Genomic DNA, 20,249 nt, shown 5'->3' with positions numbered 1-20,249 from the left:
GCCGGGAGTTAGTTCCCTAATAGAGATGCTTCGACTTCGCTGCGCTCCGCTCAGCATGACGAAGTAATAACCAGCATTATACAAGTCAGTATCGACTTCTAAATGAATAAATTCATCCAAGGCATCATTGCCTTTTCCCTTAAAAACCGGGGTTTTGTTTTTCTACTTACGCTCGTGGCGATTATCGCCGGGGTGGTGAGTTACCGGAACACGCCCATCGAGGCGTTTCCGGACGTGACGAACACCGAAATCACCATCATCACGCAGTGGCCCGGCCGCTCGGCCGAGGAGATTGAGAAGTTCGTGACCGCGCCCATCGAGATTGCGCTGAACCCCGTGCAGAAGAAAACCAGCGTGCGCTCAACCACGCTCTTTGGCTTGTCGGTGGTGAAGGTGATTTTCGACGACGGCGTAGATGACGCCTTTGCCCGCGTGCAGGTCAACAACCTGCTGGCCGGGGCCGACCTGCCCGACGGCGCCGAGCCCGAGGTGCAGCCGCCCTACGGTCCCACTGGCGAAATTTACCGCTACACCTTGACCAGCAAGAACAAAACCACCCGTGAACTGAAAACTATTCAGGACTGGGTGATTGAGCGCAACCTGAAGGCCGTGCCCGGCGTGGCCGACGTGAACAGCTTCGGCGGCGAGGTAAAGAGCTACGAGATATCGGTAGACCCCAGCAAGTTGCAGGACTTCGGGCTGACGCCGCTCGACCTCTACACGGCCGTGCAGCGCTCGAACATCAACGTGGGCGGCGACGTGATAAACGAGGGCCAGCAAAACTTCGTGGTGCGCGGCATTGGCCTGCTCAACAACATTTCGGACATCAACAACACGGTCGTCAAGAACGTGAACGGCGTGCCCATCCTCATCAAGGACGTGGCCAAGGTGGCCGAGTCGGCGCTGCCGCGCCTGGGCCGCGTGGGCCGGGGCCTGGAGGACGATAAGGTAGAAGGCATCGTGGTAATGCGCAAGGGCGAAAACCCTTCGGAAGTAATTGAGCGCCTGCAAGCGAAGGTGCAGCTGCTGAACGAGAAGATTCTGCCGCCTGATGTAAAAATCAGCACCTTTTACGACCGCCAGCAACTTATTGACTTCTCGACCGAGACCGTGATTCACAACCTCATGGAGGGTATGCTCTTCGTGACGGTGATTGTGTTTCTGTTCATGGCTGACTGGCGCACTACAGTCATCGTTAGCATTATCATCCCGCTGGCGCTGCTGTTTGCGTTCATCTGCCTGCGCCTGCGGGGCATGAGCGCTAACCTGCTCAGCATGGGCGCAATTGACTTCGGTATCATCATCGACGGCGCGGTAGTGATGGTGGAAGGACTCTTCGTGGCCCTCGACCACAAAGCCCACGAGGTAGGCATGGAGCGCTTTAACAAGCTCGCCAAGCTGGGCCTCATCAAGAAAACCGGCCGCGATATGGGTAAGTCGATTTTCTTCGCCAAGGCCATCATTATCACGGCTTTGCTGCCCATTTTCTCGTTCGAGAAAGTAGAAGGTAAGGTGTTCTCGCCGCTGGCCTGGACGCTGGGTTTTGCCCTCCTAGGTGCCTTGATTTTCACGCTGACCCTGGTGCCGGTGCTGGCCAGCATTTTGCTGCGCAAAGACGTGCGTGAGAAGGATAACTTTATCGTGCGCGGCATCAGCAAAGGCGCGAAAAAGGTGTTTGACTTCACCTACGCCCGCAAAACGGCGAGCCTGCTGTTTGCCACGGTGCTGGTAGCAGTAGGGGTGGGGATGTTCCAGTTCCTAGGTACCGAGTTTTTGCCCGAGCTCAATGAAGGCTCGATTTACGTGCGGGCGCAGCTGCCGCTCAGCATCTCGCTCGACGCCTCGAATAAGCTCTGCAACGAGATGCGGCGCGTGTTCGTGAGCTTCCCCGAAGTGAGCGACGTGGTGAGCCAGACCGGCCGCCCCAACGACGGCACCGACCCCACGGGCTTCTACAACAACGAGTTTCTGGTGCAGATAAAGCACACCGACGAGGTGCAGAAAAAGATGAAATCCAAGGCCTACCGCGAGGACCTTATCGAGCGGATGAAGGAAAAGCTGAACCGCTTTCCCGGCGTTGATTTCAACTTTTCGCAGCCCATTACCGACAATGTGGAAGAAGCTGCCTCGGGCGTGAAGGGCTCGATTGCGGTGAAAATCTACGGCACCGACCTCAAGCTGATGGAAAGCAAAGCCCGCCAGGTGTACGAGGTGCTGCAACACGTAGACGGTATTGACGACCTAGGGCTGCTGCGCAACATCGGCCAGCCCGAACTGCACGCCGACCTCGACGAGCGCCGCATGGCCAGCTACGGCATTGACAAGGCCGATGCCAACGCCGTGCTCGAAATGGCGGTGGGCGGCAAGCAGGCCAGCCAGATGTACGAAGGCGAGCGCAAGTTTCCCATCCGGGTGCGCTACGAGGCGCAGTTCCGCCAGAGCCCGACCGAAATCGCCGCCCTCATGGTGCCCACCCAAAGTGGCAAAACAGTGCCTCTGAACGAAATAGCCGACGTGAAGCCCGTCACCGGCCCCAGCCTCATCTACCGCGACGACAATACCCGCTTCTCGGCCGTGAAGTTCTCGGTGCGGGGCCGCGACATGGGCTCGGCCATTGCCGAGGCGCAGGCCAAGGTGAACAAGGTAGTGCAGCTGCCCAAAGGCTATAGCATGAAGTGGACCGGCGACTTCGAAAACCAGCGCCGCGCCTCGCAGCGCTTGGCGCAGGTAGTGCCCATCTCGCTGGCGCTTATCTTCTTCATTTTGTTCATTCTGTTTGGCAATCTGAAAGACGCCGGCCTGGTGCTGCTCAACGTGCCGTTTGCGCTCATCGGCGGCATTGCCATGCTGCTCATCACGCACACCAACTTCTCGATTTCGGCCGGTATCGGCTTCATCGCCTTGTTCGGTATCTGTATTCAGAACGGCGTGATTCTCATCAGCGTGTTTAAGCAAAACATGCTGCACAAGATGAGCCTCGACCGCAGCCTTTCGGAAGGCGTGGCCTCAAGGGTGCGTCCTGTGGTGATGACGGCGCTCATGGCTATCATTGGCCTGCTGCCGGCCGCCCTCAGCACCGGCATCGGCTCCGAAACCTCGAAGCCGCTGGCTATCGTGGTTATCGGCGGCCTGCTCACGGGTACGGTGCTTACGCTGTTCATCTTCCCGCTCATCTTCGAGCGCACCTACCGCGCCGAGCACACGCATTACGCCGACGACCTGCCGGCCAATCGTCCGGCGTCGCATGCCTAGGGGTAGTAATTAGGGATTCGACAAAAAGGAGCTTGTGCCACTGGCACAAGCTCCTTTTTACTGCATGCCGCCACTGGCGCTGGCCGCTGTTTAGCGCGCAGCGCGTAACGGTAGGCCGACCAGTGGGGCGAGTCTCCAGACTTGCGTAACGGGTAGTGCTTCAAGCACAATGAATTTAACAAAAATAACATAGGTATTATATGCCTTGATAGTCAGGTGTCTTATCTTGCTTCGCGAGTCTGCAGACTCGCCCCACTGGCGCTGGCCTGCCGTTACGCGCTGCGCGCTAAACAGCGGCCAGCGCCAGTGGCGTGAAGGAATGTAAAACGATTATGGCGTACCCCATCCGCGACCAAACAGGGCTGTACTTTCTCACCTTCACGGTGGTAGAGTGGCTCGACGTCTTTACCCGGCCGCGCTACAAAGACATCGTTGTCGAGAGCTTGCGCTACTGCCAGCAAAGCAAGGGCTTAGAACTATTTGCGTACTGCTTGATGACAAACCATCTGCACCTGATAGCCCGCGCCGCCGATGGCCACGAACTGTCCGACATCGTGCGCGACTTCAAGAAATTTACGGCGCGGCGAGTGTTTGAGGCGATTGTGGCCAACCAGCAAGAGAGCCGCCGGCAGTGGCTGGAATGGACGTTGCGTAAGCAGGGCGAATTCAAGCCGAAGAATACGAACGTGCAACTCTGGCAGCAGCGTAGCCACGGGGTAGAGTTGAAAAGTGAAGCCGTTACGCAGCAGAAATTGAACTATATTCACCAGAATCCGGTGCGGGCGGGTATCTGCTATCGGGAGGTGGATTATGTGTATTCCAGCGCGTCGTTTTATGCTGGGTTGGAGGCTGTTTTGGAAGTGAGTTTGCTGTTCTGAGTTATTTAAATTGCGCGAGTCTGGAGACTCGCCCCACTGGTCGCCCAGCAGTTGCGCGCTGCGCGCTAAACTGCGGTCAGCGCTTTCAGCGCTTTCCTAAAAAGCCTGCTACTACGCCCCGCCACGTCTCCGGGTGCTTGAGCCAATATGGCTCGTGTTCCGAACCTTCGAAATCCTGGCGCTGCTTGGGGCCGGCCAGGTTAGCAAAAATGGCGTCGGTTTCGGCGCGGGTTACTTTAGGGTCGGCGGTGCCCCAGAGGAGCAGGGTAGGGGTTTTGATGCGGCGGGCAAACTCCTCGCCTTGTAGGCTGTAGGCCCAGAAGCCGTTCTGCACACCGCCCCAGAATACCAGCATATCGGCCAGGGGGAAGGCCGGTACCTTCATCGAATGGAAGCGATTATACACTGTTTGGCGCATGGTGCCGTAAGGGCACTCCAAGATGTTCATATCGGCCTTTACGCCCAGCTCGGCCTCGGCCCGCATGATGGCCACGGCGCCCATGCTCACGCCGTAGAGCACGAGCGAATCGGGTCGGCTGGCCGACTGACGGGCGCGTAGGTAGCGCACGGCGGCGGCCACGTCGTTGGCCTCGCGGTAGCCGATGGTGGTGCGGCTGCCCGCCGAGCCGCCGTTGCCGGCCTGGTCGACGAGCAGCACCGCGTAGCCGAGCTGCCGGAAGTAGCCCGCCTCGTGCAGCAAGTGCGCCTTGTTGCTAGTGTAGCCGTGAAACAGCGCCACCGTGCCCCTAGGTACCGCTGTATCGGGCCGGGCGTACCAAGCGGCGAGCGGGCCATTGGGGCTGGCGATGGTAATATTTTGCACCGCAAAACCGGGCGTCAGCAGGCTTTGGGGGCGGGGATTGTGCACGCCCGTCAGCAGCACCCACAGCTTGTGTGCGGTAGTAAGCTGCTCGGGGGCAGGCGAATGCGCGCCCGGCTCGTCGGTAAAGTGCGTGAAGCGCCAGGCGTGCATAAACGCCACCACGTTGCCGGCTACAAAAATCAGACTTCCAAGTAGCAGCAGGCGGCGTTTCATGAAGTAAGTAGGTTAAAAGCGACGGCCTTTGAAAGAATTGGTTGGCCGGGCCACTTTGCGGGCGGGTGCCGACTGGCCCGCGCCCGCCGTTTTGCGGAGCGCCGCTACCTCGTCGGGCGTCAGGTCGCGCCATTCGCCGGGCGCTAAATTACCAATGGTCAGCTCGCCTAGGGCCACGCGCACCAGCCGCAGGCAGGGCAGGCCCACGGCGGCGCACATCTTGCGCACCTGCCGGTTCATACCCTGCGAGATAGTAAGCGCCAGCCAGCTCGTCGGAATGCTGGCCCGGTAGCGAATGGGCGGCGTGCGCGGCCACAAGCCGGCCGTGGCGGCCTCATCTAGGGCGACTGTTTCAGCTGGCAGCGTGAAGCCCTCTTTAATCTGCACGCCCTGCCGCAGCTGACCTAGGGCTGCCTCAGTGGGAAGGCCCTCCACCTGTGCCCAATAGGTTTTGGGCACCTTGTAGCGCGGGTCGCTGAGGCGGTGTTGCAATTGCTTGTCGTCGGTGAGTAGCAGCAGGCCCTCGCTGTCGAAGTCGAGCCGGCCCACCGGGTACACCTCGGGCACGCTCACGAAGTCTTTGAGCGTGGCGCGGCCGTGCTCGTCGGTAAACTGGGTGAGGACTTCGTAGGGCTTGTTGAGGAGGATGTAACGCATAAGTAACACCAAGCTCTAGCTTGGTGAATCGTTGAATGATGTTCGGGCGCGCTAACCTGACGTAGCACCAAGCTGGAGCTTGGTGTTACACGCCGCCTTGGTACTTGCGCGTGGCCCACTCGGCTGTGAGTAGTGCCAGTAGCGCGAAGAACAGCCACTTTAGGTTAATCAAATCCTTCAAGTCCTCTTCGCTGGAAATAACCGGCTTGAAGTTGCGCGCCGCGATGTCCTGCGCCAACTCATCGAGCTGGGCGGGGTAGTAGAGCTGCCCGCCGCTGCGGCGGCTCAGCTGCGCCAGCAGCCGGTGGTCGGCGCGCGACTCCTGGGCTTCGAGAGGCTGGTTTTGCACCAAGATTTCGCCCGCCGCCTGCTGGGCCTGGCCGCCGAGCGTAGCGCGGGCCTGGTAGCGGTAGAGGCCGGCCGCCAGCGGCCCTAGGTGCAGCGGCGAGCCATCGGCGGGGTTGCTGAATATCACGGTGCGCTGCTTGCGGGCCGAGTCGGTAAGCGTGAGCGTGATTTTCTGGTCGTAGATGCGCTCGAAAACGGCGTTGTAGGTTTCCGCACCTAGCGTCACGTCGTCCTGGGTGCCGAAGGCGTCCTGGGTGGGGTATACGTCGAGGCGCTTTTTGTTGGCGTTTTGGGTCAGCAGCTGCAAGGTGCGGCCGATGAGGCGGTCGTAGGCTTCGGGGCGGTCGTCGTGGGACACGGCCTCCTGCAAGCGCCACTGCCAGGTGTTTTCGGCCAGCAGCGTGGCGGCGCGGGGCGTGGCCGTGGCGCTGCCAAATACCAGCAGCGGCTTCTGGGTGGGCAGGCGGCCCACCTGCTGCCACAGCGCGGCCTCGGCTCCGCCGCTCAGCCGCAGCTCGCCAAACGGCACCGGCGCGGGCGGGTACTGCCCAAAGCGCCGCCGGCTTTCCTCCTCCACCGGGAAGCGGGCGAAGCCAGGGTTGGGTAGCGGCGTCACCTCGTCGGTTTGGCTGCCGCGCGGCTGCACGGTTGCGCCGCCATTCAGCTGGTTGTAGGCCGCGAAGTCGGACTGCGCGCCCAGGATGTAGAGCACCGGCACGCGGGCGGCCCGTACCCGTGCCAGCAGCTCCTGGCCCAAGCCGCCCTTGGCGGGCAGCTGGTGCAGCACGGCCACGTCGAAGGTAGTGCCGGCCGGAAGCGGCGCACCCACGCCGGCCACGCTTAGCGTGAGGTCAAAATTGTTATTAGCCAGAATGGCGGCCCGCAACGCCTTCAAATCGGGGTGGGGGGCGGCCCCGGCCAGCAGCACGCGCAGCTTGCCTTTTACTACCTCGACAAAGGCCGTGCGGGCGTTATTAAGCACCGTAAACTCGCCGGGCTGGGGCACCACGCGCACTTCGTAGCGGCGCTTGCCGGGCGCGGGTGCGGTGAGCAGAAACGTGGCCTTGAGCCGGCGGCGGCCAGCGGGCAGCGCCACGCGGCGCGATTCCAGCACCCGGCCGCCCTCGCGCACCTCCACGGTGGCCGTGCCGCCCGCGTAGCCTTCGTAACCGATTTCGGCTTCCAAAGGGAATTTATTGCCGCTGAACGCGACCCGGTTGTATGCCAGGTCGGTGAGGCGGAGGTCTTTTTTGGCGATGGTATCGCCCAGGGCCACGCCGAAAATCGGGAAGTTGAACTCCGCAAATTGCGGCTCCTGGCCCTGGTTCACGATGCCGTCGCTCACGAGCACCACGCTGGCCAGGTTGCGGTCGGCATTGGCCTCGCGGCTGTCGGCGAGCAGCTTGTTGAGGTCGGTGCGGTCGGCGGTGAAGCGCAGCGAATCAGGCGCGGCCTCGGCTTTGGTGAGGGTGCGGGTTTCGACGCGAAAGCCTTTTTCGCGTAGCGTGGCCGCTAGCTGCGGCAGCCCAGTCGTGAGCTGGCCCAGGGCCGGCTTGGGCGTGAATAAGCTTACCGACTGCGAGTTGTCAACCGCCAGCACCACGGTCGGGGCCTCCGTGCGGGTAGTCGTGGCCTTGACGAACGGCGAGAGCAGCAGAAAGCACAGAAAGCTGACGACCACAAAGCGTAGCGCCGCCAAGCCGTAATTAACGGCCCGGCTCCACGGCGCTTTGGCCGAGTAGAGTAGCGCCGAGTAGCCCGCGCCCACGGCCAGGCACAGCAAAATAAACCAGGGAGAATAGGCAGTAGAAAGCAAGAGCAGAGGCGCGCCACCCAAGCAGCGCAAAGCAAGAAACGAACAAACCCGCCCGCCTACCGCCGCACGACGGTCACCAGCTCGGGGCTGCTAAAGATACTGGCCGGCGAAATGACGGGCTCCGACAACGGCAGTTGCGCGCCGTAGCGTTCCCGCAGCTTGGCTTGCACGGCGGGGTGGCTCAGGTCAAAATCGCGCAGCTGCTGCAACTGCCCCAGCTGCCGGTGCAGCCCCCGGTCGTACACTTTCCAGATAAGCTCCGAGCAGTAAATCCGCGCATCCGACCACTCAAACGCCAGGTCATAGCCGTGCCCCAGCATGGGCTGGCCCGCCGCCCGCAGTTGCGCCAGCGCGCTGGGCGTGAGGGCAGTGCCGGCATCGCGCAGCCGCTTCACCACGAAGTGCTGGCCCTGGCCCCGCGCCACCCAGCGCGCCAGCGGCGTCAGCTTCACCGGCTGCATGGCCTCAAATACCTGCCACTCGCCGTTGGTTTTATATAGCAGGCCGCAGTGGCTGTAGGGCGAATGCGTAGCCAGCTGAATGGCTTGGCTTTGGGCCGATAGTGAGGTGTGAAAAATGAGGTCTCCCTCGTGGAGTGTAATAGCCAGGGGAGCCGTGGCGGCCGTGGCCTGGCGCTGGGCCTGCCAGCGGTGGAGCTTGGCGGCGAGGCGCGGGTATGCGAGAGTGCTAGCGGTGGCCAGCGCTAAAACAGCGGCGCTGGTGAGGATTTTGGCAGGTAAAAGCATCAGGGAAAAAGACGGAGATAAGGACTATTCACAAGTGAAATTTTACCGATGCAAAGAGTTATCCGCCGATTGACGCAACTGCAAGTTTTACCCACAGATTGGGCAACGACCATTTTGCTTGTGCTGCTAGGTTTTGCGGGTGGGCTACTTGCCGCTGGCTATGTGTGGGCCAAAAGTGGCTACGAGTATCTGCCAGCTGAAATCATTGTGAAACCACCGCCCCCCAATGTTACCATATGTTTTCCCGACAGAGGCTTTGCTGGCGCAATCAACTTACAAGCAGAGTTGGCGAGACAAATGAACGCTCAGAAATTGCGCCAGTATAACAAGGAAATGGTAAACAGCAGCATAAAGGCGTGTCTGGCAGAAAGCGACAGTTTGTATGACTTCCACGTGCTGAATGTGCGCCCCACTGGCTTTAATATCATCGCTGTGGAAAGGTGGGGTTTTGCGCCTCGCAACAATTACACCCTGTTAACTGAAAAAGGCTGTTATTACCTGCACTCCATTCCAAAACGACGGAGTGCCGATTATAACAGCCTTTTAATACAGCGGCAGCAAGCCTGGCATTAACGCCTACGTCAGCATCCCGCCATCTACTTGCAGCACCTGCCCAGTGATGTACGCCGAATCGTCCGAGGCCAGAAACGCGGTGGCCTTGGCCACGTCATCCGGCGAGCCGCCGCGCTTGAGCGGGATGGCCTTGCGCCACTCATCGACCTGCTTTTGGTCGAGGGCGTCGGTCATTTCGGTTTCAATGAAGCCGGGGGCGATGGCGTTGCAGCGGATGTTGCGCGAGCCCAGCTCCAGGGCCACCGACTTGGTGAAGCCGATGATGCCGGCCTTGCTGGCGGCGTAGTTGGCCTGGCCGGCGTTGCCTTTCAGGCCCACCACCGAGGTCATGTTGATGATGCTGCCGGTTTTGGCGCGCATCATGGGCTTGGTGGCGGCTTTGGTGAGGTTAAACACCGACTTGAGGTTGACGGTGAGTACGTTGTCCCACTGCTCCTCGCTCATGCGCATGAGCAGGCCATCCTGCGTGATGCCGGCGTTGTTGACCAGAATATCCAGCTTGCCGAATTCCTTCACGACATCATCCACCAGCTGTTCGGCCTGGGCGTAGTCGGAGGCGTCGGAGCGGTAGCCCTTCACTTTGCTACCGTGGGCGGCAAGCTCGGTTTCGAGCGCTTGGCCCTTCTCGACCGACGACAAATAGGTAAACGCAACCTGCGCGCCCTGCTGGGCAAACAACGTGGCAATGGCGCGGCCAATGCCCTTAGAAGCGCCCGTAACAAGGGCCACTTTTCCGGCGAGAGTCTGATTCATGGGCCGAAAATAGTGTAGGGTAAGCTTTAGCTTGCCGTTTCGCGGTTTGGGCGGCTGGGCAGCTACCCGTGTTTGCGAACGGCAAGCTAAAGCTTACCCTACATTTCTACAGTTCCGACAGCGGCTCCTGGGCCAGGTGCTCCAGGCCCTGCGGGCCGTCTTCCTGCTCCACGCGCTTAGCGGCGCGCACCAGCGACGACGAGAAGATGAATTCGCGCAGTTCGGGCACCTCGGCGTTCAGGATTTCCTCTTTCGTACCATCCCACAATTTCAAGCCTTTGTGCAGAAAGATAATGTGGTCGCCGATGCCTACCACCGAGTTCATATCGTGGGTGATGATGGCGGTCGTGATATTGTACTCGTGCGTGATTTCGTAAATCAGCTCGTCAATCTTGATGCTCGTGGCCGGGTCGAGGCCCGAGTTGGGCTCGTCGCAGAAGAGGTAGGTGCAATTGGGCGCGATGGCGCGGGCAATGCCCACACGCTTCTTCATACCGCCCGAAATGTCGGAGGGCATCTTGTTGCCCGCATTTTCGAGGCCCACGCGCTTGAGGCAAAACTCCACGCGGTCGCGGCGCTCCTCAGGGCTCATTTCGGGCGTCAGCATTTGCAGGGGGAACTCCACATTCTGGGCCACGGTCATGGAGTCGAACAAAGCCGAGCCCTGGAAGAGCATCCCGATTTTGCGGCGAATTTCCTGTCGAATGTCCACCTTGGCGTTGGTGTACGTGGTGCCATCGAAGGTAATCGAACCGATATCAGGCTTTTGCAAACCCACGATGCACGAGAGTAGCACGCTTTTGCCGGTGCCCGAGCCGCCAAGTAGTAGGTTGCACTTGCCGGTTTCGAGCGTGCAGGTAATGCCTTTCAGCACTTGGTTGCCGTCGAAAGCTTTCTGGATGTTGGATATTTCAATCATTATTTTTAGCTGTTAGCTGCTGGCTATTAGCTGTTAGCTTTTCTTCTACAAAATGCTTGCAAAGCTTGTTTTGCTTCCGAAAAAGCCAACAGCCAGCAGCCAGAGGCTAACAGCTAAAAATTAAAGCAATACCGCCGCCAGCACGTAGTCGGCCAGCAGGATGGAGATGATGGAGTTGGTAACGGCGGCCGTGCTGGCGGCGCCTACTTCCAGCGCGCCCCCTTGCGTGTAGAAGCCTTTGTAGGCCGAAATGCCTGACACGAGGAAGGCGAATACCACCGCTTTTATCAAAGCAAACACGATGTTATAGGGAATAAAATCGGTGCGGATGCCCTCGATGTAGTCGGTGGCTACCATCGCGCCCGACAGCGTGCCGGCCAGGTAACCGCCTAAAATGCTGAGCGCCATTGCCAGAATAACCAGCAGCGGGAACATGAACATGGACGCCAGAATGCGCGGCAGCACCAAGTACGAAGTGGCGTTGATGCCCATTACCTCCAGCGCCGAAATCTGCTCGGTAATTCGCATAGTGCCCAGGCCGCCCGCGATGGACGAGCCTACCTTGCCGGCCAGCACGATGCTGGTAATGGTGGGCGCGAGCTCCAGAATCGTCATTTCGCGCACCATATAGCCGATGGTCGACTTCGGAATGAGCGGGTTGGTGAGGTTGTAGGCAATTTGGATGCAAGTAACAGCCCCGATGAAGGCCGATACGATACCTACGATAAAGATGGAATCGACGCCGATGAGCGTCGCTTCTTCCATAAATCGCCGCCAGAGCACGCGCAGCCGCTCGGTGCGCGTGGTCATGTTTTGTAAAAAGAGTACGAATGAGCCGAAAACTTTGAGCATGAGAAGGAGGTAAGACAGGCGGTAAGCTCGACTGGCCGCCCCGCCGTGGGGGCTCGCCGTAGCTTTACGGCCCATACGTAAAAAACCGGAAAACAGTGGCTCCATCTTCCCAATTAGTTGTCGTGACGGGCGGTAGCCAAGGCATCGGCCGAGCCGTGGTAGCGCGGTTTCTGGCGGCTGGCTACGCGGTGGCTACCTGCGCCCGCTCGGCCGAGGCGCTGGCCCAGCTTGAAGCCGAGCTAAGCCCCGCCGCGCCCGCCGCCCTGCACACCCTGTCCGCCGACCTCAGCCAGCACGCCGACTGCCAGCGCTTTGCCGAGTTTGTGCTGGGCTTAAAGTTGCCGCTGGCCGCGCTTATTAATAATGCTGGGGCCTTCGCCCCCGGCCGCCTGCAAGACGAGCCCGCTAACGGCTCGCGCCTGCGCGAAATGCTGGCCGCCAACCTGCTCAGCGCCTACGATGTAACGCGGGCGCTGCTGCCCGCCTTCGTGGCCCGGCGCCAGGGCCACATTTTCACTATCTGCTCCACGGCCAGCCTTATGGCCTACCCCAACGGCGGCTCCTACGGCATCGCCAAATTTGCCCTGCTAGGCTTCACCAAAACCCTGCGCGAAGAGCTCAAAACCCAGGGTATCCGCGTGACAGCCGTGCTGCCCGGCGCTACCCTAACCCGCAGCTGGGACGGGGTAGGGGAGCCTGCCGAGCGCTTCATCCGCGCTGAAGACGTGGCCGAGGCGGTGTTTTCGGCCTTCGGCCTCTCGCCGCAGGCCGTGGTGGAGGAAATCGTTATTCGGCCGCAACTGGGCGACCTGCTGTAAAGGAGATACAGTACTTCTGTCATGCTGAACGCAGTGAAGCATCTCTGCCGCTTCATCTACACCGTACTTAACGAAGCGATAGAGATGCTTCGCTGCGCTCTGCATGACAGACGTGGCGCTCTGCTCACTGCTTCACCACCTTGCCGCCGCCCGTGATACTGACGGTGCCAGGGTTGCCAGCGTAGTACAGCGTGCCCTTGCCTGCGTGCGGCCCACCCAGCACTTGCGCGGCGCGCAAGTGCGCGTAGCCGAGGCTGGTGCGGGTAGTCTGGAAGTAGCAGGCGTTGGCCGTGAGACCATCAGCGAATAGGAAGCCCGAGCCGCCCACGGTGGGGTGAAACTCGTTGGTAGTGCCCGTGAAAGTCATGTCGCCGAGCTCGTACATGTCGGTCCAGAGGTACTTGCTGGTGAGGTCGAGCTTCACGTCGCCCGCCCCGAGCAGGTGCACGAATAGCGTGTCCTGGGTCCAGCGGCTGGCGGTGCTTACGAGGCCGTAGCCCTCCTGCCGGATGTTGGTGAGGTGCGGAATGTGCAGCCGCACCTCGAAGGGCGTGTCGTAGCTGCGCGTCCAGTTGCAGGTGTTAGTGTTCTTGATAACCAGACTTTTGAGGCCTTCGCTGGTGAGCGTGATGCCATCGGCCACGTGCTCGCCGGCCCGCACTTCGGCATAGGTGTCGGTGTCGGGCACGATGGTGAGGTCCACGTTGCCGTACACTTCCACGCTGCGGGTGCGGGCGTCCACGGCGCGGCGCTGGGTGGTGATGCTACCGGTACTTTTGAGGCAGTCGAGGCGGTGGCCATCGCTGCAACCGGCCAGGCTGGCCGCGCCCGCCAGCAGTAGCGCCCCGCGCCGTAGCCCCAACCAACCCGTACTTTGCAGCCGTATAGAAAAACTCATCCTGCTAAAAATTTTCCTAAAAATATGGACCTGACCGGAAAAGTAGCCATCGTGACGGGCGTGAGCAGCGGCATCGGCCGCGCCACCGCCGAAGCCCTGCTGGCCCGCGGGGCCGCCGTGGCCGGCTGGGGCCGCCGCGCCCCCGAAGACCTCGACCACGAGCAGTTCCTGTTTTTTGCCTGCGATGTGCGCGACGAGCATGCCGTGGCCGAAGCCTTTACCAACACCCAGCGCGAACTCGGGCCCGAAGTCCATGTGCTGGTCAACAACGCCGGCCTGGGCATCTTTGGGCCGATTGATGGGTTTAAGTCGGAAGACTGGCACGCCATGTTCGATACCAACGTGAACGGCCTGTTTTACTGCACGCGGGCGGTGCTGCCGCAAATGAAAAAGCAGCACGCTGGCCACCTCATCAACGTAGCCTCGCTGGCCGCCACGGCGGGCACCGCCGAGCTGGCCGGCTACTGCGCCACCAAGTACGCCGTGCGCGGCTTCTCCGACGCCCTCTTTAAAGAGCTGCGGCCCGACGGCATCCGCGTCACCTGCGTCATGCCCGGCTCGGTCGAAACCAACTTCAACGGCGCGACGCCCGGCACCGAACCCAATCCCTACAAGATGCAGCCCGAAGACATTGCCGCCGCCATTGTCCACGCCCTGGAAGTGCCGGATGTGACGATGGTTTCCGAGATTCAGCTGCGGCCAGCGCGGGTGAAGAAGTAGCTTTGTTTTTTTGAGAGCAGTATCAAAAAACGCCCGTCATGCTGAGCGCAGCGTAGCGAAGTCGAAGCATCTCTATCGGTGAACTAACCTCTTACGCTTAGCAACGAAGCGGTAGAGATGCTTCGGCTCCGCTGCGCTCCGCTCAGCATGACGATTGTAGGAATATGGTAGAAGTCGAACACCTCATCAAAACCTACGGCGCGCAAAACGCCGTGGACGACATCAGCTTCCAGGCTGGCAAGGGCGAAATCGTGGGTTTCCTCGGCCCCAACGGCGCGGGCAAAAGCACGACGATGAAAATCGCGCTGGGCTACTTGCCGCCCACGGCCGGCACGGTGCGCGTGGCGGGCTTCGACGTGCAGCAAGACCCCATCGCGGTGCGCCGCCGGGTGGGCTACCTGCCCGAGCACAACCCGCTCTACCTCGACATGTACGTGCACGAGTACCTCGAATTTATCGGCGGCGTGCACGGGCTGAAGGGCCGCGACCTGCGCCAGCACGTGGCCAGCCTGGTGCAGCGCGTGGGCCTCACCCGCGAGCAAAACAAGCAAATCGGGGCGCTCAGCAAAGGCTACCGGCAGCGCGTGGGCCTGGCCCAGGCCCTGGTACACGACCCCGACGTGCTCATCCTCGACGAGCCTACCACCGGCCTTGACCCCAACCAAATAAGCGAAATCCGCCAGCTCATCCGCGAGCTGGGCGAAGATAAAACCGTCATTTTCAGCACCCACATTCTGCCCGAAGTCACGGCCCTGTGCTCGCGCGTGGTCATCATCAGCCGGGGCAAGCTCGTGGCCGATGCCCCCGTGGCCGAGCTCGCCGCCCGCGCCGCCGGCGAAACCGTGCTCCGCGCCGAGTTTGAAGGCCCCGTGGCCACCGCGCCGCTGGCCGCCCTGCCGGGAGTGCGCGCCGTGGAGGCGGCCGGGGCGGGCGTGGTGCTCATCCGCACCGCGCCGGGCACCGACGTGCGCGCCGCCGTGTCGCGCCTGGCCGTGGAGCAGGGCTGGCTGCTGCTGGGGCTGCGCCAGGAGCAGCAGAGCCTGGAAGCGGTGTTTGGGGAATTAACGAAGTAGCTGTTATGGGAGATTTAGCCAAAGTCAGAGAATGGATAGAAGCCGGCAAGCAGATAGGCAAACAACTTTGGTTGGAAGAGAATGGGAAAAGATATTGGCTGTCAGTTGGCGTTCAAAAATGGAAAGGTGCATACAAATTATACCTCGACAAAATAGAGGAATCGCATATGGTTGTGCATGACCATTTTGATACAGAAGAAATAACCATAGTCGATTGCTTCGAGGATATTCAAGGAGTACTTGATATAAAGTGTCCAGTCAAGCTTGACGAACTCACACCTCAAAAAGGTCAGAAAATATTTAACCCAGCATTTGATTGAAGAGTTGGGCAATGGTAAAGAAGTACACTCTGCTTTATGGGGTACAGGCCACTAACATGGATGAAGTGGGTGCGCGCGTAGCCAGAGCGCTTGACTTAAAAGTTGTGCTTCGAGAAGGCCTATACAGTGGAGAGCATGTTAGCTGCGAAGGTCATGCTGTTGATTGGCTATCTATTTATCTGCGCGATAAAAAGTATCTTGCACCGCTGACACAAGACCCTAAAAAATATGCCTTTGTCTTATACGTTCGAAATTATAAAGGCAAGAATATTGAAAAAGAAGCAAGGCACAACCACGTAAAAAAGGTTTTAGGTAAAATTGCTGGCCTGACTTTACTGAAAGAAGAAGTAGAAGAAACCAAGTACTAATAATTGCCTCTGTGCTTACCATCCTCCAAAAAGAATTCAACGCCTTCCTCAACTCACCGGTGGCCTACGTCGTCATCGGCGTGTTTTTGGTGGCTACCGGGCTGTTCGTGTGGGTGTTCCCCGACAGTAGCGTGCTCGACTATGGCTACGCCGACCTGCAATCGCTGTTCAACCTCGCGCCCTGGATTTTCCTGCTGCTGATTCCGGCCATTACCATGCGCACGTTTGCCGAGGAGAAGAAGGCGGGCACCATTGAGCTGCTGCTGACCCGCCCGCTCACCGATGGGCAGCTGGTGGGTGGCAAGTACCTGGCTTGCCTGCTGCTGGCGCTGCTAGCGCTGGTGCCCACGCTGCTCTACTACTTCTCGGTGTACAAGCTGGGCTCGCCGGCTGGCAACATCGACTCGGCGGCCACGGTGGGCTCGTACCTGGGGCTGGCCTTGCTGGCGGCGGTGTTCGCGGCGCTCGGCGTACTGGCCTCGGCCCTCACCCGCGACCAGATTATCGCCTTCGTGCTGGCCGTGGTGGCGTGCTTTCTGGTGTACACCGGCTTCGATTCGCTGGCCTCGGTATTTGATGGTGCGCCGGCGTACTACATCAGCCAGCTGGGCATCGCAGCGCACTACCGCGACCTCAGCAAGGGGCTGATTGACTCGCGCGACGTGCTGTATTTTCTCACCGTGGTAGCCGTGGCGCTGCTGGGCACCCGGCTGGCGCTGCGTAGCCGCAATTGGGGATGAGTAAGACATGAGACGTTAGACATGAGACATGAGAACTCAGCAAAGTAGAGCAGTTCTCATGTCTCGTGTCTAACGTCTCATGTCTTACTCTAAAGCTAGACTTTCAGAAAAAGATAAACCAAGTGGATACCAACGGAGAGCTAACAGCTAACAGCCAACGGCCATCAGCCAAAAAACAGGATTTGCTGCGTTTCGCCGCCATCATCGGCGCGCTATTCGTGCTGAATTTCGTGGCCCAGCGCTTCTTTTTCCGCCTCGACCTGACGGAGGAAAAGCGCTACACCATGTCGCCGGCCACCAAGAAGCTGCTCACCGACCTCAATCAGCCGGTGACCGTGACGGTGTACCTCACCGGCGAATTCCCGCCCGCCTTCCGCCGACTAGAGCAGGCCGTGCGCGAAACGCTGACCGAAATGCAGGTGTACGGCGGCGGCAACCTGAACTACGTCTTCATCGACCCCAGCGCGGCCGGCACCGAGGCCGGGCGCAATCAGTTTTACCAAACGCTGCTCAAGAAAGGTCTCAAACCCACCAACCTGGGCGCGAATGAGAACGGTAAGCGCATCGAAAAGCTCATCTTCCCGTGGGTCGTAGTGCAGGCCGGCGGCCAAACCCGCAACGTGCTGCTGCTGCGCGGCAGCCAGGTAGCTGCCCCCGAAGAGCGCCTCAACCAAAGCGTGGAAGGCCTGGAATACGAGCTGGCCAGCACCATCCGGCAGGTAGCGCCGCCCGGCGGCGCGAAGCGCCGCCTGGGCGTAATAACCGGCCACGACGAGCTGACCAACGTGCAGATGGCCGACATCCTCACGGCTTGGTCGCAGAACTACGACGTGTTTCGCGTGGACCTGAACCAGGTTAAAGACCTGCGCGGCAACCTCGACGCCGTGGTGATAGCCAAGCCCCAAAAGCCGTATTCGGAGGTCGAGAAATTTCGCCTCGACCAGTTCATTACCCACGGCGGGCGGGCCATGTTCTTCGTAGATGCCCTGCGCGTAGACCTCGACAGCGTGAGCCGCAACGGCGCCGCCCTGGCCACGCCCTACAACCTGAACCTCGACGACCTGCTATTCCGCTACGGCGTGCGGCTGAACCAGAATTTGCTGCTCGACCTCAACTGCGGGCAGATTCCGCTCGTGACCGGCATGACCGGCAACAAGCCCAAAATCGAGCCACTACCCTGGCAGCTTTACCCACTTATCAATCGCTTTAGCGCGAACCCGATTACGCGCAACCTCGACGCAGTGTACCTGAAGTTTGTGGGCAACATCGACACGGTGAAGGCCGCAGGCGTGCGTAAAACGCAGTTAATGAGCACCTCGCGCTACACCCGCGTGCTGCCCGCGCCGGTGCCCATAAACTTCAACGACGCCCGCCTGGAGCCCAACCCCAAGCTTTACAAGGACAGCTACCAGTCGGTGGGCTACTTGCTTGAAGGCCAATTCCGCTCGCTTTTCGCCAACCGCGCCGAGCCCGGCACCACTACCTACCAGCCCGACCAGAACCCCAACGCCCAACCCAGCAAAATCCTGGTGATTTCGGACGGCGATTTTTTGCGCAACGACGTGGATGCCAAGTCGCAGCGCCCCATGCGCCTGGGCTACGACCGCCTCAGCAGCACCGAGTTTGCCAACCGCGAGCTCATCCTCAATGCCACCGACTACCTGCTCGACGAAACCGGTCTCATCGCCGTGCGCGGCAAGCAAATCACCCTGCGCCCCCTCGACAAAGTACAGCTCGCCGAAAAGCGCCAGGCTTGGCAAGCCCTGAACCTCGGGGCCCCGCTGCTGCTGCTGGCGCTGTTTGGCGCGGTGCGGGCGTGGTCGCGCAAGCGGCGGTACGCGCGGTTTTAGGGTAGGCTCACCATCTCACTAAACTCAGGTTATCAGTAGCTGCGAAGTCATTGTCGCGGCTCACCAGAGTCAGCCCGTGCTGCATGGCAGTAGCCGCAATCCAAAGGTCATTCTCATTGATGGGCCGACCTTTGCGCTTTAAATTAATCTTGCAGCGAGCGTATAGGTCGCTGGTTTGCTCATCGTAGCCGAGTACGATGGCGTCGCGCAATAACTCGTCTATTCGGTGCGGGTTGGCCTCGACCCGGCCAGAATTGTGCGCGCCGTAGCGTAGCTCACCCGCCGTAATGCACGAAATGGCAAAGTATTCGGCCTGTGTTAGATGCGCCAGTACGGCCGGCTCGCGGCCCAGGAAGGCGATGATGATGTTGGTGTCCAGTAGAAATCTACCACTCATGGCTATCGACTTTGCTATCAGCGTTGATTGCCTGTTGCATCAGGGACAAATCAGCTGGCTCGATAAGGCCCGCGTGCCGCAGGAAAGCCGCGTGTGGAGAGGGCGTATTTTTCAGCAGGTCTTGCGCGAACGCTAGTAGCTGTAATGCCCGCGCTTCGTCCAACTGGTCGGCGGCGGCGGCTATTTTAGATTTGATTTCAGTAGTGCTCATAGCTGGTGCGATTTAACTGAAAAAGGCTAAGTCATTAACGATATGCGTGTGCCAAGCGTTCAGGCCGCCCAAATGAGGGCGCTTGGCGCGCAACGCTTGCCCCGGCATACGGCCGGGGTTGGCTATTTTTGGCGTTTCTCTGCAATATGCTGCACCTGGCCGGTTATTTCGCGGCGATTTTTATTGGGTTGGCCCTCGGCATTATGGGCGGCGGGGGCTCCATCCTCACCGTGCCGGTGCTGGTGTACTTGCTGGGCGTGAGCCCGGTGCTAAGCACGGCCTACTCGCTGTTTGTGGTGGGCAGCACGGCGGCGGTGGGCGCGGCGAGCTATCTGCGGCGTGGGTTGGTGTCGCTGCGCACGGCGGTGGTGTTTTTGCTGCCCTCATTGCTGGCCGTATTTGCGGTGCGCAAGCTGCTGCTCCCGGCCGTGCCGCACGAGCTATTTACGGTAGGTGGCGTGCTGATAACTAAAGACTTGTTAGTGTTAGTCGCCTTTGCGGGCCTGATGGTGGCCGCCGCCACCGCCATGATTCGCGGGCCGCAGGCGGCGGCCCAGGCCGCGCCGGCGGCCTGCAACTATCCGCTCGTGCTAGGTATCGGGCTGATGGTAGGCACGCTCACGGGGCTGGTGGGCGCGGGGGGCGGCTTCCTCATCATTCCGGCGCTGGTGCTGGGGGCGCGGCTGCCCATGCAGCAGGCGGTGGGTACCTCGCTGGCCATTATCGCCCTCAATTCGCTTATCGGCTTCGTGGGCGACCTCAGCGCGGGCACGGCCATCGCGTGGCCGTTTTTGCTGGGCTTTCTAGCGTTTGCGCTGGCGGGCATCGCGCTGGGCACTTACCTGGCGCGTTTTATTCCGGGCAGCCGGCTGCGGCCCGCGTTTGGGTGGTTTACGCTGGCGATGGGCACGTTTATTTTGGTGAAGGAGCTGGTGCTGCGGTAGGGCGCTGTTGGTGAGGTTGTTTTATAGGTTTGTGAAAAAGGCGGCTGTCATGCTGAGCGCAGCGAAGCATCTCTACCGCT

At 60.3% G+C, this 20,249-nt stretch carries 21 protein-coding genes; 11 read left to right on the top strand and 10 right to left on the bottom strand.

Annotated features, from left to right (window positions below):
* The first annotated feature begins 102 nt into the window (after nt 1–102).
* Both VFO93_RS08015 and VFO93_RS08010 read left to right on the top strand, forming a co-directional pair.
* Nucleotides 103–3,252 carry a CusA/CzcA family heavy metal efflux RND transporter gene (locus VFO93_RS08015; protein WP_325133836.1) on the top strand — a complete coding sequence of 1,050 codons (3,150 nt, stop codon included), beginning with the start codon at nt 103–105 and terminating at the stop codon, nt 3,250–3,252.
* A 332-nt stretch (nt 3,253–3,584) separates the two neighbouring features.
* Nucleotides 3,585–4,130 (top strand): REP-associated tyrosine transposase, encoded by a 546-nt coding sequence (locus VFO93_RS08010; RefSeq protein ID WP_325133835.1) that lies wholly within the window; start codon nt 3,585–3,587, stop codon nt 4,128–4,130.
* 85 nt (nt 4,131–4,215) lie between these two features.
* Here the strand turns inward: VFO93_RS08010 and VFO93_RS08005 are convergent, their stop codons facing one another.
* From VFO93_RS08005 to VFO93_RS07990, 4 genes are all read right to left on the bottom strand, one after another.
* Nucleotides 4,216–5,166, bottom strand: a complete 951-nt coding sequence (locus VFO93_RS08005) for an alpha/beta hydrolase (protein ID WP_325133834.1) — start codon at nt 5,164–5,166, stop codon at nt 4,216–4,218.
* Nucleotides 5,167–5,178: 12 nt separating this feature from the next.
* Nucleotides 5,179–5,823 carry a pseudouridine synthase gene (locus VFO93_RS08000; RefSeq protein ID WP_325133833.1) on the bottom strand — a complete coding sequence of 215 codons (645 nt, stop codon included), beginning with the start codon at nt 5,821–5,823 and terminating at the stop codon, nt 5,179–5,181.
* An 85-nt stretch (nt 5,824–5,908) separates the two neighbouring features.
* Nucleotides 5,909–7,987: a VWA domain-containing protein gene (locus VFO93_RS07995; RefSeq protein ID WP_325133832.1), complete on the bottom strand. Its 2,079-nt coding sequence runs from the start codon at nt 7,985–7,987 to the stop codon at nt 5,909–5,911.
* A gap of 56 nt (nt 7,988–8,043) precedes the next feature.
* A complete protein-coding gene (locus VFO93_RS07990; protein ID WP_325133831.1) occupies nt 8,044–8,733 on the bottom strand; it encodes a YiiX family permuted papain-like enzyme in 690 nt (229 codons plus the stop codon).
* Between the two features lie 48 nt (nt 8,734–8,781).
* Here VFO93_RS07990 and VFO93_RS07985 point away from each other — a divergent pair, with 48 nt between their 5' ends.
* The gene (locus tag VFO93_RS07985; protein ID WP_325133830.1) at nt 8,782–9,306 is read left to right on the top strand and encodes a hypothetical protein; all 525 of its coding nucleotides are present in this window, start codon (nt 8,782–8,784) and stop codon (nt 9,304–9,306) included.
* 3 nt (nt 9,307–9,309) lie between these two features.
* Here VFO93_RS07985 and fabG read toward each other — a convergent pair whose 3' ends face one another.
* From fabG to VFO93_RS07970, 3 genes are all read right to left on the bottom strand, one after another.
* Nucleotides 9,310–10,059 (bottom strand): 3-oxoacyl-[acyl-carrier-protein] reductase, encoded by a 750-nt coding sequence (gene fabG / locus VFO93_RS07980; RefSeq protein WP_325133829.1) that lies wholly within the window; start codon nt 10,057–10,059, stop codon nt 9,310–9,312.
* Between the two features lie 106 nt (nt 10,060–10,165).
* A complete protein-coding gene (locus tag VFO93_RS07975) occupies nt 10,166–10,978 on the bottom strand; it encodes an ABC transporter ATP-binding protein (protein WP_325133828.1) in 813 nt (270 codons plus the stop codon).
* Nucleotides 10,979–11,098: 120 nt separating this feature from the next.
* Nucleotides 11,099–11,830, bottom strand: coding sequence for an ABC transporter permease (locus tag VFO93_RS07970; RefSeq protein ID WP_325133827.1), 732 nt, complete (start codon nt 11,828–11,830; stop codon nt 11,099–11,101).
* 95 nt (nt 11,831–11,925) lie between these two features.
* On the opposite strand from VFO93_RS07970, the gene VFO93_RS07965 reads away from it, so the two are divergent.
* A complete protein-coding gene (locus VFO93_RS07965; protein ID WP_325133826.1) occupies nt 11,926–12,648 on the top strand; it encodes an SDR family oxidoreductase in 723 nt (240 codons plus the stop codon).
* Nucleotides 12,649–12,772: 124 nt separating this feature from the next.
* Here the strand turns inward: VFO93_RS07965 and VFO93_RS07960 are convergent, their stop codons facing one another.
* Nucleotides 12,773–13,546, bottom strand: a complete 774-nt coding sequence (locus tag VFO93_RS07960; RefSeq protein ID WP_325133825.1) for a GIN domain-containing protein — start codon at nt 13,544–13,546, stop codon at nt 12,773–12,775.
* Nucleotides 13,547–13,570: 24 nt separating this feature from the next.
* Between VFO93_RS07960 and VFO93_RS07955 the strand changes: the two genes are divergently transcribed.
* The 6 genes from VFO93_RS07955 (at nt 13,571) to gldG (ending at nt 18,617) form a co-directional block, all read left to right on the top strand.
* Complete coding sequence (locus VFO93_RS07955; RefSeq protein ID WP_325133824.1) at nt 13,571–14,266, top strand: SDR family oxidoreductase; 696 nt, start codon at nt 13,571–13,573, stop codon at nt 14,264–14,266.
* Between the two features lie 164 nt (nt 14,267–14,430).
* Nucleotides 14,431–15,339 (top strand): gliding motility-associated ABC transporter ATP-binding subunit GldA, encoded by a 909-nt coding sequence (gene gldA, locus VFO93_RS07950; RefSeq protein ID WP_325133823.1) that lies wholly within the window; start codon nt 14,431–14,433, stop codon nt 15,337–15,339.
* A gap of 5 nt (nt 15,340–15,344) precedes the next feature.
* Nucleotides 15,345–15,659 carry a hypothetical protein gene (locus VFO93_RS07945; protein WP_325133822.1) on the top strand — a complete coding sequence of 105 codons (315 nt, stop codon included), beginning with the start codon at nt 15,345–15,347 and terminating at the stop codon, nt 15,657–15,659.
* An 11-nt stretch (nt 15,660–15,670) separates the two neighbouring features.
* A complete protein-coding gene (locus VFO93_RS07940; RefSeq protein ID WP_325133821.1) occupies nt 15,671–16,027 on the top strand; it encodes a hypothetical protein in 357 nt (118 codons plus the stop codon).
* 11 nt (nt 16,028–16,038) lie between these two features.
* On the top strand, nt 16,039–16,767 hold the full coding sequence (gldF, locus tag VFO93_RS07935; protein WP_325133820.1) for a gliding motility-associated ABC transporter permease subunit GldF: 729 nt from the start codon (nt 16,039–16,041) through the stop codon (nt 16,765–16,767).
* Nucleotides 16,768–16,949: 182 nt separating this feature from the next.
* A complete protein-coding gene (gldG, locus tag VFO93_RS07930; protein ID WP_325133819.1) occupies nt 16,950–18,617 on the top strand; it encodes a gliding motility-associated ABC transporter substrate-binding protein GldG in 1,668 nt (555 codons plus the stop codon).
* A gap of 7 nt (nt 18,618–18,624) precedes the next feature.
* Here the strand turns inward: gldG and VFO93_RS07925 are convergent, their stop codons facing one another.
* Entirely contained in the window at nt 18,625–19,014 is a 390-nt protein-coding gene (locus VFO93_RS07925; protein ID WP_325133818.1) for a type II toxin-antitoxin system VapC family toxin, read from the bottom strand.
* Nucleotides 19,004–19,225 (bottom strand): hypothetical protein, encoded by a 222-nt coding sequence (locus tag VFO93_RS07920; RefSeq protein ID WP_325133817.1) that lies wholly within the window; start codon nt 19,223–19,225, stop codon nt 19,004–19,006. The genes VFO93_RS07925 and VFO93_RS07920 overlap by 11 nt, the downstream gene beginning before the upstream one ends.
* Nucleotides 19,226–19,371: 146 nt before the next feature.
* Here VFO93_RS07920 and VFO93_RS07915 point away from each other — a divergent pair, with 146 nt between their 5' ends.
* The gene (locus VFO93_RS07915) at nt 19,372–20,169 is read left to right on the top strand and encodes a sulfite exporter TauE/SafE family protein (RefSeq protein WP_325133816.1); all 798 of its coding nucleotides are present in this window, start codon (nt 19,372–19,374) and stop codon (nt 20,167–20,169) included.
* Nucleotides 20,170–20,249: the final 80 nt, after the last annotated feature.

Origin of the sequence: Hymenobacter sp., assembly GCF_035709525.1 — a bacterium.
Classification (GTDB): domain Bacteria; phylum Bacteroidota; class Bacteroidia; order Cytophagales; family Hymenobacteraceae; genus Hymenobacter.
Note: the sequence above shows the minus strand (reverse complement) of the source record. Positions and strands in the feature narration are given on the sequence as shown.